The sequence below is a fragment of the Hymenobacter sp. YC55 genome, assembly GCF_029433095.1.
Taxonomy (GTDB): Bacteria; Bacteroidota; Bacteroidia; order Cytophagales; family Hymenobacteraceae; genus Hymenobacter.
Genome location: NZ_JARNTX010000004.1, coordinates 360,364 through 372,609, shown reverse-complemented (window position 1 = coordinate 372,609; position 12,246 = coordinate 360,364). Strand labels below are relative to the sequence as shown.

At 53.2% G+C, this 12,246-nt stretch carries 11 protein-coding genes; 2 read left to right on the top strand and 9 right to left on the bottom strand.

Annotated features, from left to right (window positions below; all coding sequences use genetic code 11):
* Window positions 1–37: 37 nt before the first annotated feature.
* On the bottom strand, window positions 38–1,750 hold the full coding sequence (gene pafA / locus P1X16_RS24165; RefSeq protein WP_277234618.1) for an alkaline phosphatase PafA: 1,713 nt from the start codon (window positions 1,748–1,750) through the stop codon (window positions 38–40).
* Window positions 1,751–1,906: 156 nt separating this feature from the next.
* Here pafA and P1X16_RS24160 point away from each other — a divergent pair, with 156 nt between their 5' ends.
* Window positions 1,907–2,632: an HAD family phosphatase gene (locus tag P1X16_RS24160; RefSeq protein ID WP_277234617.1), complete on the top strand. Its 726-nt coding sequence runs from the start codon at window positions 1,907–1,909 to the stop codon at window positions 2,630–2,632.
* 78 nt (window positions 2,633–2,710) lie between these two features.
* Here the strand turns inward: P1X16_RS24160 and atpG are convergent, their stop codons facing one another.
* The 8 genes from atpG to P1X16_RS24120 form a co-directional block, all read right to left on the bottom strand.
* On the bottom strand, window positions 2,711–3,601 hold the full coding sequence (gene atpG / locus P1X16_RS24155) for an ATP synthase F1 subunit gamma (RefSeq protein ID WP_277234615.1): 891 nt from the start codon (window positions 3,599–3,601) through the stop codon (window positions 2,711–2,713).
* Between the two features lie 94 nt (window positions 3,602–3,695).
* Window positions 3,696–5,279 (bottom strand): F0F1 ATP synthase subunit alpha, encoded by a 1,584-nt coding sequence (gene atpA / locus P1X16_RS24150; protein WP_277234613.1) that lies wholly within the window; start codon window positions 5,277–5,279, stop codon window positions 3,696–3,698.
* 4 nt (window positions 5,280–5,283) lie between these two features.
* Entirely contained in the window at window positions 5,284–5,844 is a 561-nt protein-coding gene (gene atpH, locus P1X16_RS24145) for an ATP synthase F1 subunit delta (protein WP_277234611.1), read from the bottom strand.
* 88 nt (window positions 5,845–5,932) lie between these two features.
* Window positions 5,933–6,430 carry a F0F1 ATP synthase subunit B gene (locus P1X16_RS24140; protein WP_277234610.1) on the bottom strand — a complete coding sequence of 166 codons (498 nt, stop codon included), beginning with the start codon at window positions 6,428–6,430 and terminating at the stop codon, window positions 5,933–5,935.
* Window positions 6,431–6,610: 180 nt separating this feature from the next.
* Window positions 6,611–6,868: an ATP synthase F0 subunit C gene (atpE, locus tag P1X16_RS24135; protein ID WP_139514977.1), complete on the bottom strand. Its 258-nt coding sequence runs from the start codon at window positions 6,866–6,868 to the stop codon at window positions 6,611–6,613.
* A 50-nt stretch (window positions 6,869–6,918) separates the two neighbouring features.
* Window positions 6,919–7,992, bottom strand: coding sequence for a F0F1 ATP synthase subunit A (gene atpB / locus P1X16_RS24130; protein ID WP_277234607.1), 1,074 nt, complete (start codon window positions 7,990–7,992; stop codon window positions 6,919–6,921).
* Between the two features lie 33 nt (window positions 7,993–8,025).
* A complete protein-coding gene (locus P1X16_RS24125) occupies window positions 8,026–8,379 on the bottom strand; it encodes a hypothetical protein (protein ID WP_277234605.1) in 354 nt (117 codons plus the stop codon).
* A 170-nt stretch (window positions 8,380–8,549) separates the two neighbouring features.
* Window positions 8,550–8,780 (bottom strand): AtpZ/AtpI family protein, encoded by a 231-nt coding sequence (locus P1X16_RS24120; RefSeq protein WP_277234603.1) that lies wholly within the window; start codon window positions 8,778–8,780, stop codon window positions 8,550–8,552.
* A gap of 201 nt (window positions 8,781–8,981) precedes the next feature.
* Between P1X16_RS24120 and P1X16_RS24115 the strand changes: the two genes are divergently transcribed.
* Window positions 8,982–12,194: a tetratricopeptide repeat protein gene (locus tag P1X16_RS24115; RefSeq protein WP_277234601.1), complete on the top strand. Its 3,213-nt coding sequence runs from the start codon at window positions 8,982–8,984 to the stop codon at window positions 12,192–12,194.
* Window positions 12,195–12,246 lie beyond the last annotated feature (52 nt).

The following is a 12,246-nucleotide window of genomic DNA, read 5'->3' as shown; positions in this document are numbered from 1 at the left end:
AATCATAACAAGCAACCCCAGCGAGGCTACTAAGCGTTTATTTGCCTAGTACCTCCGGTAGCGGTGTGCCCGTACAGCCATCGGGCTCCTGAATATGCAGCCATTGGGCCAGCGTGGGTGCAATATCGATAATACGCGCTGAAACTACCGAACTGCCTTGTTTGACGTGCCAGCCCCAGAACACCATCGGGATGTGCGTATCGTAGTTGCCAGCCGAGCCATGGGTAGTACCCTTGTTCACCGGATACTGGTACGACTCCAGCCAACCGGGCTCCAATACCACCATCACGTCGCCGCTGCGCTTAGGGAAATAGCCGTTCTCGAGATACATCAACATGCCACTTTCCCAGTGCGACTTCTGCAAGTCGTCGGCCGTAATAGCACGCGTAACCCCCGAAAACCCGATCATAATGTCGGCTACTTCGTCTTGGAGTAAGCGCAAGTTCAAGCCTTTTTGTGCGATAAGCGGACGGTTGAGGTACACTTGTTGGTTTTCATAGCTCAGTACCCATTGGCCGGCGCCATGCCGCTTTACTAAGGCCTGCTGCAACGAATCGCGCATCAGGCGGGGCCCAACCGAACCGGCCGGAATGCGCTGGCTACGCAAGAAATCGGGCGAGTGCGCCGCGCCGTGGTCTGCACTCAAAAACACTAATGCTTGGCCTTTGCCCACGGTCTTATCGAGGTAGTCGAGCACGCGCGCAATGTCTTTATCGAGGCGCAGGTACGTGTCTTCGGTTTCAATGGCATTCACCCCAAACTGATGGCCCACATAGTCGGTGCTGCTGAAGCTTAGAGCCAGAAAATCGGTTTGTCCACGCTGCCCGAGTTGCTCGGCCCGAATGGTTTCCAGCGCAAAATCGGCGGTGAGTGAGTTGCCAAATGGCGTGCTCCGAATCAGGTCGAGGTTGCGGCTGGTGGCCACAGGCACTTTCTCGTTTTCTGCTTTTAGGTTGCCTTGTACGGCTGCAATGGGCGTTGCGCTCAACGCTGGCAAATCATGCGGGAAAACCGGCTTGGTTTCACCTTTGAAAGTGCCTTCCCACGCCACGTCATCGGCGGTGCTTTCCGTGTACTGTGCAATCGGCAGCAGCGTTTTCCAGGGCTTGCTTAGGTACTGAGCGGCACGATTTTCCGCGTTGAATTTCGTTACCCATTCGGGCAGCGCATTCTGGTAGAAGGTGCTCGTAATAAACGCGCCGTTGGTCCCATCGTACCAATACGCGGCATTGGCGGCGTGACCGGCTGGCAGAATCGAGCCCCGGTCTTTGATGCACACCCCAATAACCTTGCTCTGGAAGTTGGTAGCCAGCCGCAGCTCGTCGGTGATGGTACTCGTCAGCATATGGCGCGGCGACTGTTGGCCGGCCGCTGCCGTGCCGCCTACGGGCTGCACGGTCTTGTCGTCGGTTACGTAGGTGCCTTTTCCCTCCTCGCGCACAAACCAGTTGTTGCCCACGATACCGTGCATGGAGGGTGTAGTACCCGTGTAGATGCTGGCGTGCCCGGGCCCAGTGTAGGTGGGCACGTAGTTGTAATGGGCGTTTTCGTAGCTAAATCCCTCTCCTAGCAAGCGCCGAAAGCCGTCCTTGCCGTACTTATTCCAGTACCGGTAGAGGTAGTCGTAGCGCATCTGATCTACTACAATACCAACTACAAGCTTGGGTCGCGCCAGAGCTTTATCTTTTTTCTGCGCTAAGGCAGGCCCCGCCAGTGCGGCGGCTAGCAGGAAACACAGGCTCTTTTTCAAAATCAAAATCAGTTGAGACAGTCAACGAAGGAAGAACCAGTAGTAGCGGCCACAAAGATAGGTTACGGCATTAGGATTCAACTCCACAGCAGCAAAATCCAAGTATAGCCGTAAACCACTTGCGCGAGAATCTTCTTTCGCGCTTCAACCTCTATTATGCCGAACGCAGCTCCTTACGCCCTCATCTTCGACATGGACGGCGTACTCATCGATAACACTGCCTATCAGGCCCGTGCCTTCCAACTTCTTTTCCGCGACTTAGGCTTAACCACCAATGCTCGGCGCCTCCTGGAACGACAAAACGGGATGCCTGCCACCAAAATTCTGGAAACCGTTTTCGCCAGTGACGTTCCCAAGAAAAAGCTCTCCACCTACGCCGACCAGCGTGAGTTTCTGTACCGCACCATTTATTGGGATAAGCGGAAGGAAGTAGACGGGCTCACTGAGTTCTTGAAAGCTGCCCGCGCTGCTGGTTTCAAGATTGGCCTTGGCACCGGCTCCGGCTTGGACACTATCGGCTACATCATCGACCACCTGCAACTGCGCCAATATTTCGATGTAGTCATCACCAAAGACGACGTAGACAAAGGCAAGCCTCACGCTGATACGTATGTGCTGACGGCGCGCGAACTAGGTGTACCACCCGAGCGCTGCGTGGTCTTTGAAGATGCCATAGTGGGCGAGCAAGCGGCCTATAAAGCCGGGATGCGCTGCATAGGTCTCAGCACCTCCGTTAAGCCTGATAAGTTTCAATCTCCTATGGCTGTTATCAAGGACTTCACTAAGCTGACACCAGAAAAGGTGCTGGAACTGATGAAGCAAAACCCCACTATCCCGAAGCCAAGCAAGGAAATGGCGAAGCGGCAATACATGCACGTGTAGGGAAGTTTACTACATAATAACAGAAAAACCCGCTCCCAATGATAGGGAGCGGGTTTTTCAAATAATAGAAAGGAGTTGTTACCGACTAGCAGCCAAAGCTTCAGCTCCACCCACGATTTCAAGAATCTCGGTGGTAATGGCAGCCTGACGAGTACGGTTGTACGTTAGCTTCAGCGACTTCAACAGCTCACCAGCGTTTTCAGTGGCTTTGTCCATGGCCGTCATGCGGGCACCATGCTCCGAAGCGTTGCTTTCCAGTACGGCCTTGTAAAGCTGCACTTTCAGGGACTGTGGAATCAGGGTCTGCACAATTTCCTCTTTCGAGGGTTCGAATATGTATTCCACATTCGAAGCTTGGGCGGTAGCGGCAGTAGGCTCGGCGGGTACTAGCGGCAACAATTGCTCGGTCCGTACGATTTGCGTCGCTACGTTCTTGAACTCGTTGTACACCATTATCACCTCATCGAAGCGGCCTTCGCGGAAGCCTAACATGGCTTCTTCGGCTGCTTCACGCACCGTATCAAACGACAGCTTGCCGAATACGTGCGTGTAGTTGCCGAGCAACGGGCCGCGCCGCTGGAAGTAGTCGTGTGCCTTCTTGCCAATAGCCATCATCGTCACGTTGCCAGCAGCAGCTTGCGCGCTGTACCGCTCTCGGATCAACGAGTTGACACCTTTGAAGATGTTGCTATTGAAAGCGCCAGCCAGTCCACGGTCCGAAGTAACAGCAATGATGAGCACACGGCGAACGTCGCGCTGTGCAGCATACTCGCTTATCATCTCACCATCGGATTGCCCCGTGAGGTTGGTCAGGATGCTGTTGAGCCGCTGCGCGTAGGGGCGCATCCGCAGGATGTTATCCTGGGCACGACGCAGTTTGGCTGCCGCCACCATTTTCATGGCTTTGGTGATTTGCTGCGTGCTTTGCACCGACACAATGCGGTTGCGGACTTCTTTTAAGCTAGCCATTTATTGACAGTTGATTGTTAGTTGCTGATTGTTGATTGCTGGACGATTGGCGCGTTGGCGAACCATCCAACAATCAACAACCAACAATCAACGATTACTTGGAAGCGTAACTCGCCGACAGGTCTTTCGCTACCTGACGGATAGCACCCGTGATGGTGTCATCCAGTTTGCCAGCTTTCAGGCTCTGGAGCACTTCAGGGTGACGTGACTGCATCGTTTGCGTGAACTCCTTCTCGAATTCGCGCACGCGGCTTACTGGCACCTGGTCGAGCAGACCGTTGGTAGCGGCGTAGATAACAGCTACTTGGTCTTCTACCTTTTGCGGCGAGAACTGCGGCTGCTTCAGGATTTCGAGGTTACGACGGCCACGCTCAATGGTAAGCTTGGTCGAGGCGTCAAGGTCAGAGCCGAACTTGGCGAAAGCCTCTAACTCGCGGAACTGTGCCTGGTCAAGCTTCAGCGTACCAGCCACTTTTTTCATCGACTTGATTTGCGCGTTACCACCTACGCGGGATACCGAGATACCAACGTTGATAGCCGGACGGATACCCGAGTTGAACAGGTTAGTTTCGAGGAAGATCTGCCCGTCCGTAATCGAAATTACGTTGGTCGGAATATAAGCCGATACGTCACCAGCTTGCGTCTCGATGAGCGGCAGAGCCGTCAGCGAGCCACCACCTTTTACAAGGTGCTTGATGCTGTCGGGCAGGTCATTCATGTCGCGAGCAATAACGTCGGAAGAGTTGATCTTCGCGGCGCGCTCCAGCAAGCGGCTGTGCAGATAGAACACGTCACCAGGATACGCCTCACGTCCGGGAGGACGGCGCAACAGCAGCGACACCTCGCGGTACGCCACAGCCTGCTTTGACAAGTCATCGTACACTACCAACGCTGGACGACCCGTATCGCGGAAGAACTCTCCGATAGCGGCACCCGTGAAGGGAGCAAAGAACTGCATAGGTGCTGGGTCAGCGGCCGAAGCCGAAACCACTACCGTGTAGTCCATAGCACCACCCTTCGTCAGGGAGTTTACCACCTGCGCTACCGTAGATGCTTTCTGGCCTACGGCTACGTAGATGCAGAAAACCGGCTCGCCACGGTCATAGAACTCGCGCTGGTTGATGATGGTATCAATAGCCACCGCCGACTTACCGGTCTGACGGTCGCCAATGATTAATTCACGTTGACCGCGCCCGATTGGAATCATGGCGTCAATAGCCTTGATACCCGTCTGCATGGGCTCGGTTACGGGCTGACGGTAGATAACGCCAGGAGCCTTACGCTCCAGAGGCATATCGTAGGTTTCACCCTGAATAGGACCGCGACCATCAATGGGTTGACCCAGCGTGTTTACCACGCGGCCCACGATGCCTTCACCTACTTTGATAGACGCAATTTTATTGGTACGGCGTACCGTGGCGCCTTCCCGGATGTCAGAGTAGTCGCCGAGCATTACGGCACCTACGTTATCTTCTTCCAGGTTCAGAACCAGGGCTTGGAGGCCACTTTCAAATTCGAGCAATTCCCCCGACTGAGCTTTGCCCAGGCCGTAGATGCGGGCTACGCCGTCGCCAACCTGCAATACCGTACCAACCTCTTCGAGTTCGGCTTCGGTTTTGAAGTTAGACAACTGCTCCCGCAGAATGGCGGATACTTCATCCGGACGTACTTCTGCCATGATCTTATACTAAAGGTTGGTAGGGGTTCTTCGAGAATTCGTTGCGCAGCTTGCGCAAACGGAAACTCACCGAGTCGTCAATCAGACGGTCGCCAATGCGGAGCACAAAGCCTCCAATTAGCGATTCATCTACTTTCTCAGTGAGAGTAACTTGCTGAAGGCCAGTTTGCTGGCGCACCATCTGGGTTAGCTCCGCACGTAGGTACGGGCTCAATGGTGTCGCCGTTGTAACTTCAGCTAACTGCACGCCGCGCAGGGCATTGTATTGGGTAAGAAACTCTGACCCAATAAATTCCAGGGCACTTTCGCGGTTCTTTTCGGTGATAATAGTGAAGAACTTTTCTGTTAGTTCCGACACTTTGCCACCAAATACAGCGCGCAGAATGGTTAGTTTCTTGTCGTGCTTGACGATGGGGTTGCGCAGCAACAAGCGCAGCTCCCGGTTCTCGTTCAGCGTCTTGCTAAACAAGTCCATATCGGCTTTCACTTGCTCTAGCGTGCCCCGCTCCTCGGCCAGATCAAGCAGGGACTTGGCGTAGCGGGAGGCAACTCGTATTTCAGACATTCTTGTAGGAGTTAGGAGCCGGAGTTAGGAGCTAGGAGCCAGTTGTCGGCAAGCGACTTCCAATTCCTAACTCCTAGCTCCTAGCTTCTTAGTTAAGCTTCACATCCTTCAGGTACGAGTTGACGAGCTCCTTTTGCGAGTCGGTATCAGTCAGCTCGCGGCGCAGAATGCGCTCGGCTATATCGATAGACAACTGAGCAGCGGTGTTTTTCACCTCGGCCAGGGCAGCGTTTTTCTCGTTCTGGATTGCTTCGCGAGCCTGCACAATCATGCGGCCACCTTCTTCGTTTGCCTTGTTCTTGGCTTGCTCGATGAGCTGATTAGCCAAGGTTGTGGCTTCCTTGATGATGCGGTCACGCTCCAAGCGAGCATCAGCAAGCAACTTTTCGTTGCCAGCACGAAGCTCTTGCATTTCCAGCTTGGCTTGGTCAGCCATGCGCAAAGCTCCTTCGATAGAGTCTTCGCGTTGCTTCAAAGAAGTTAGAATAGGCTTCCAGGCAAACTTAGCCAGCAGGAACAGCACGATGAGGAAAATCACCAGCTGCCAGAAGATCAGGCCTAATTCGGGGGTTACTAATGGAGGCATAGAGAAGTAGTAAGTAGAAAGTACTTGGTACTGAGTAGATCAACCAGTGGGCAGCAAGTCCAAGACTATTTCGTCTCCCTACGGGCTACTTACTACTCATTACTAATTAAGCCAAGTCAGCCCGCCGCGTCGTGCGCCGAAGCGACGCGCAGCGGGCTGTCAAGGAGTTGCTTCTACCTCTTAGAGATTGAAGGAAATCAGCAGGCAGACTACGACTGCGAACAGACCCAGACCTTCGATCAGAGCCGCTACGATCAGCATAGCAGTTTGGATTCTGCCAGCAGCTTCGGGCTGACGGCCAATGGCCTCCATGGCGCTACCACCGATACGGCCGATACCCAAGCCAACACCAAGAGCAACCAGACCAGCACCGATACCAGCACCCATTACGGCCAAGCCAACCGAATTGGCAACCTGCAACAACAGAGAAAGAAGCATAAAAACAGAAATTTGGGGAAGTGAAAAACGAAAAAGGGAGTTAAGAAAAACTAGTGACCGTGGGCATGGGCTTCGTCAGCCTGATGACCACCACCTATCTGCAAATCAGCATCGTGGTGATCTTCCACAGCGCCACCGATGTACATGGCTGTGAGCAGCGTAAAGATGTAAGCCTGCAGAATTGCAACCAGCAGTTCGAGCACGTTGATGAACAAGCCGAAAGCCAACGAAACCGGGCTGATTAAAACGCTCTTGAAAATGAAGATCAAGCTGATGAAGCTCAGGATTACAATGTGTCCGGCCGTGATGTTGGCGAACAAACGAACCATCAGAGAGAACGGCTTTACGAGTACACCGATCAATTCAACTGGAATCATGATGGGCAGCAGTGCCTTCGGAACGCCAGGCGTAGCGAAGATGTGCGCCCAGTAGTTTTTGTTGGATGATGCCAGCGTGATGAGCAGAGTCATTAAAGCCAGCGTCATGGTCACGGCAATGTTGCCGGTGAGGTTGGCCGCGCCGGGCATCAAGCCGAGCAGGTTGTTGAACCAGATAAAGAAGAAGATAGTGAGCAGATACGGCATGTACCGCTCATACTTTGGGCCGATAGCTTTCTTGCCTACTTCATCACGAATGAACACGATGAGAACTTCGAAGAAAGACTGCACACCTCGAGGTGCTCCACCGTGGTTTTTCTTGTAGCCACTCGCCACCGTGAAGAATATCCCTAGCAGCAAAGCAGCACTTAATAAGAGCGAGGCAACGTTTTTGGTAATCGAAAAATCGTATACCTTGCCACCGTCCTCGGCTTCGAGGTGCTCATGCTCTAGTTTGAGGCCATTGTATACCTTACCTTCTGCTAAGTTAGAAGACGAGAATACGCTCAATCCTTTGCCGGGCTGGTACGCAATAATTGGCAGTGGAATGGTGATGTGAGTACCGTGCTCAGCTTCGTCGCCGATGGTAGCGAAGTGCCACTCGTGGGCGTCGCCGATGTGGTGCAGAATCATCTCACCGGGGCTGAAGGCTTCACTGTCGGTAGCTTCCTCGATGGTGGGTGTAGGCTCTTGCGCGAACACGGGAAGCGAAAGGATGCAGAAGAGAGCTATCAGTAAACGCTTCATTCAGTGGGGATTAGAAAAAAATTCACAGAATCTTCATTCTGTGATTACACTCGGTTTTGAAAACGGGCGCAAGTTACTCAGGATAGCCCATATTTCAAACCCGGCGTAAATAAAGTACAGCAGAAAGAACAGCCCCAGAAACGCCCACCGGCCGTTGCCTTCATGCGCTCCTCCTTTATATAGATAGAGAAGCACCAATCCAACCGAAAGCAACAAGCGCACGACCATCGAGCCAAAGTAGGCTCCCATGAAGTTATCGGGGTTGGCGCGCACCAAGCGCGAGGTTACCCAGTAGATGATGGCCGTTAGTAAAGCAAAATAGCCTAATGTATAGGCTGCCAACGGGTGCACAACAGCAGTGCCGAAACGGGCATGCAGCAGGTACAATGTACCGTAAAGCAGAAGCGTAAGCAGAACTAAATAACTGAGGAAGCGGACCAAATCTATAAGAGTCTGTTAGAAAAGGAAATAGAAAAGAGAAGGCAAAGGTACCATGCAAAAAATAGAAGTATCCTCTGTTTTCTTATGATTCGCTCTTCTTTTTAATTTTTGATTGCCTAATCGCTCGATACAGACCGAATGACTTGGTACATGGCAATAAAAACGGAGAGCAACATCAGCACCACCGTTCCCCAAGGGCCAATACCGAAGCGTCCATCAAGCCAAACCCCAAGCCAAGTGCCGAGCCCGATAATAGCTAGCATTTGAATGCCAAGCCCGGAATACTTGGCAAAGTTGCCACCGCGCGGGCCGGAAGAGTCGGGTTTGGGCGTGGGAGAGGCAGCCATGGCAGAATGGGGTTAAATGGCGACGAATTTGGACAAACACCAAGTATATGATACGTAAAGGTCTGTCGAGGGCTAGGAAAAAGCGTAATTTTACTGACTAAGTGACGTTGTGACTTTATACGCACCGGCGAGAGCTGAACAAACTAGCTAGCTCCGCACGTTGGCGTATTGGTAATCTGTATTCCCGACTTGCCTTCTGCTTTGACTCGATACTCGATTTTTCGTCTGCTTGCCACTCCCCTAGTTACGTTGTTATTTGTTGCTGGTGTGGGGGGCTGCGCCTCTGAGCGCCGGGGAGTAGTTGGCCATGCGTATGATAACATAGTAGCCCGCGACAATGGTTACTTCTTGGCCCGAGAGAAAATGTGGAGTGTGGAAGCCAAACTCTACCAAGCTCGCCAAAACGACTACAACCGCGTACTCCCCCTCTTCCCGACTCTTGACCAGGCTGCAGTTGCTGCGGTTGCAACCGACTTGGAGGATGTGGTGAAGAAGGCCTCATTGCCCATTCAGCACCGCGCAGGCTCCGACTGGACCGACGATGCGTACCTGCTTATTGGGAAGAGCCGCTACTATAAGATGGAGTATGCGGACGCGGCTAAAACTTTCAAGTACGTTAATAGCACCAGTAAAGACGCCAATGCCAAGCACGAAGCGCTGATCTGGTTGATGCGAACTTTCTTGGCCGATAAGGACCTAGAAAGCGCCAAAGCTGTGTCCGACGTATTAGATAAGGAGGAAGGCCGCGAAACAAACGCCCGTGCCCTGTTTCTTACCCGGGCCGACTATTATCTAAAGACGGATAATCCGGCAAAAGCCATCGAGAACCTGGAAAAGGCTGTGCCGCTGATCAAGCAGAAGAATGAACAGTCGCGCACGCGCTATATCCTGGCGCAGCTCTACCAGAACCAGGGAGACGATAAGAAGGCGTATGCCGAGTTGAATAAGATTCTGAAGAGAAACCCACCTTACGAGCTGGACTTCTTTTCTAAGCTGATGCTCGGGCAAGTATCGGACCTCAACAACGACGACAAAGCTCGTCTCGACAAGTACTTCGCCAAGTTGTTGAAGGACAACAAGAACAAGGAGTACCGCGACAAAATCTATTACGAGATGGCGCGGCTCAATTATCGGCAGAAGAATTACAACGAGGCCTTGACGCTTTTGCAAAAGTCGGCCAGAGCGAACGGCACCAACAGAAGCCAGAAGTCTTACACCTATTTGCTGGCAGGTCGCATCTACTACGAGAACCTGCAGAAATACCGCTTGGCCGCCGCTTACTACGATAGTACGGTGCAGAACCTCCCTAAGGAGGCACCCGATTTTGCTGCCATTTCCGAGCGAGCTGGCATTCTGAAAGACTTTGCTCAGCAAGTCACCATCATCGAAACGCAGGACAGCCTACAGGCACTGGCTCGGTTGGATACAGTGGCCCTGCGCACTCGCCTCACGGCGTACGCTGATGCCGAATTGGAAGCCAAGCGCAAAGAAGCGGAAGCGCTGGCTGCCAAGCAGGAACGTGATAACAACCGCCAAGCTCTTGCCACGGGCATCAATACCTCACGCGACCTGCAAACCGACATTAATCCTGATGATTTTATTAGCGGCAGCACCGGCACCAAGTGGTATTTCGACAACCCGACTGCCGTAAGCACAGCCCGGGCCGACTTTATACGCCGGTGGGGTGACCGGCCACTGCAAGACAATTGGCGCACTGTAAATACGGCTAGTGCTTCGCCGGTTACGCCGGGGGGTGGTAATGTGCCCGTCAGTATTGCCGGCGCCAACCAGACCAGTGTAACAGCCGGTGCTACCACAGGCACAGGTCAAGCCGTAGTCAACAATGACCCTGAAACGCAACGCAAGGCGTTGGTAGCCCAATACCGGCAGGCACTTCCGCTTACTGGCGCGCAAATGGCGGCGTCGGAAAAGCAAGTGGAAGAGGCAATGTATGCCTTAGGCGGCATTTACAATCAGCAGCTACGTGAACCTGTACCAGCTGCGCAGACCTATGAAAAGCTGTTGACTCGCTTTCCGAAGACTACACACTCGCCAGAAACCTACTACAGCTTATACCTAATTTATAAGGGGCAAAACGAACTAGCCAAAGCGGAGGTCTATGCGCAGCGTCTTCGGCAAGAGTTTCCAAACTCAACCTACGCCCGACTTGCAGCTGACCCCGAGTACTTGCGGCGCACCTCTCTCGTCAACAAAGAAGTAGCTGTGCAGGTGGACACTGCTTTTGCGATGTATAAAAGGCAGGACTTCAAGAAAGCTTCGGCTTTGCTGGCTAGCACGACGAAGAAGTATCCAGAAACCGACTTGAATGACCGCATAGCGTTCCTTAATGCGCTGATTGCGGTTCGTACAGAGTCGCCTTTGGTGGCCAAGGCTTCCCTTGAGAAGTTTTTGAAGGACTATGAACAGTCGCCACTTGGTGATCAAGCGAAGGTGTTGCTTGGTTCTTATAAGAAGTATGAAACGGGAGGCATTGTCGGGGCCTTAGCGTCTACGCAAAAACCGACTGTCTCTATGTTTCGGCCAGGAGAGGTGAACAACCGAGTACGTATTATCTATACTACCCCCGCAACACCGGCAAAAGTGGCTCCTGCTGTAACGCCAGCACCCGCCGTATCAACGCCGACTGCTGCTCCTACTTCTGCCCCTACGGCGCAGGCACAACCTGAAGCTCCTGCTGAAACCAAGAAGGCCGTTACTCCTACTGACTCAGCTGCAGTTCCCGCCCCGGCTTCTACGCCTGCAGCCCCTGCCATCGACCCGGTGAAAGCGGCTCGCATGGCAGCAGCTCAGGCAAGAGCAAGAGGTAAGAAGCCTGTTAAAGCTGCGCCGGCTCCTGCTCCTGTTGCTTCTTCACCCGCAGAGCCTACTAGTTCCTCGGCTGCGGTTCCTGCAACTACGCCTCCGCCTACTACTGCCCCAACAACTCCCTCTGCTACGCCCCCTGCCGTAGCTTCTGCTCCGGCAACTACGCCGAGCCCAAGTCCAGCTACCACACCTCCGACTGCTCCTCCTGCGGCCGCAGCTTCACCGTACGCAGCTAATCCTGCGGCTGTACATGCAGTATTGCTTGTTTTCCCGAAGGGCGCGGCGGCACTTCAAACCCTGCCTGACCAACTAGGCGCTTATAACAACCGCTACTTCAAGGCCAGCAACCTCCGGGTGCAACAACAGCCGCTCAGTGATTCTCAGGAAATGGTAGTCGTGCAAGGATTAACTGGCGCGAAAATAGCTCAAGCGTATGCCTTAAAGCTGCGGGGCCCTCAGTCGCCGCTAAACCGCTTGCGGGGCGTGGGTTACCAAACGCTCGTTGTTGGTATTGATAATTTGCCGCTACTCCTTCAGCGACGCGACGTGGAAGAATACCAACGGTTCTATCAGCAGTCGTACCGCTGAGTGAACTACAATTTTGGGCTAGCTGCCAAGAATTCTCCTTTGCTTTGTATTT

Excerpts from the sequence above, each read along its gene's own strand:
- P1X16_RS24160 (WP_277234617.1), top strand. The coding sequence starts at position 1,907 with ATGCCGAACGCAGCTCCTTACGCCCTCATCTTCGACATGGACGGCGTA.
- atpG (WP_277234615.1), bottom strand. The coding sequence starts at position 3,601 with ATGGCTAGCTTAAAAGAAGTCCGCAACCGCATTGTGTCGGTGCAAAGC.
- atpA (WP_277234613.1), bottom strand. The coding sequence starts at position 5,279 with ATGGCAGAAGTACGTCCGGATGAAGTATCCGCCATTCTGCGGGAGCAG.
- atpH (WP_277234611.1), bottom strand. The coding sequence starts at position 5,844 with ATGTCTGAAATACGAGTTGCCTCCCGCTACGCCAAGTCCCTGCTTGAT.
- P1X16_RS24140 (WP_277234610.1), bottom strand. The coding sequence starts at position 6,430 with ATGCCTCCATTAGTAACCCCCGAATTAGGCCTGATCTTCTGGCAGCTG.
- atpE (WP_139514977.1), bottom strand. The coding sequence starts at position 6,868 with ATGCTTCTTTCTCTGTTGTTGCAGGTTGCCAATTCGGTTGGCTTGGCC.
- atpB (WP_277234607.1), bottom strand. The coding sequence starts at position 7,992 with ATGAAGCGTTTACTGATAGCTCTCTTCTGCATCCTTTCGCTTCCCGTG.
- P1X16_RS24120 (WP_277234603.1), bottom strand. The coding sequence starts at position 8,780 with ATGGCTGCCTCTCCCACGCCCAAACCCGACTCTTCCGGCCCGCGCGGT.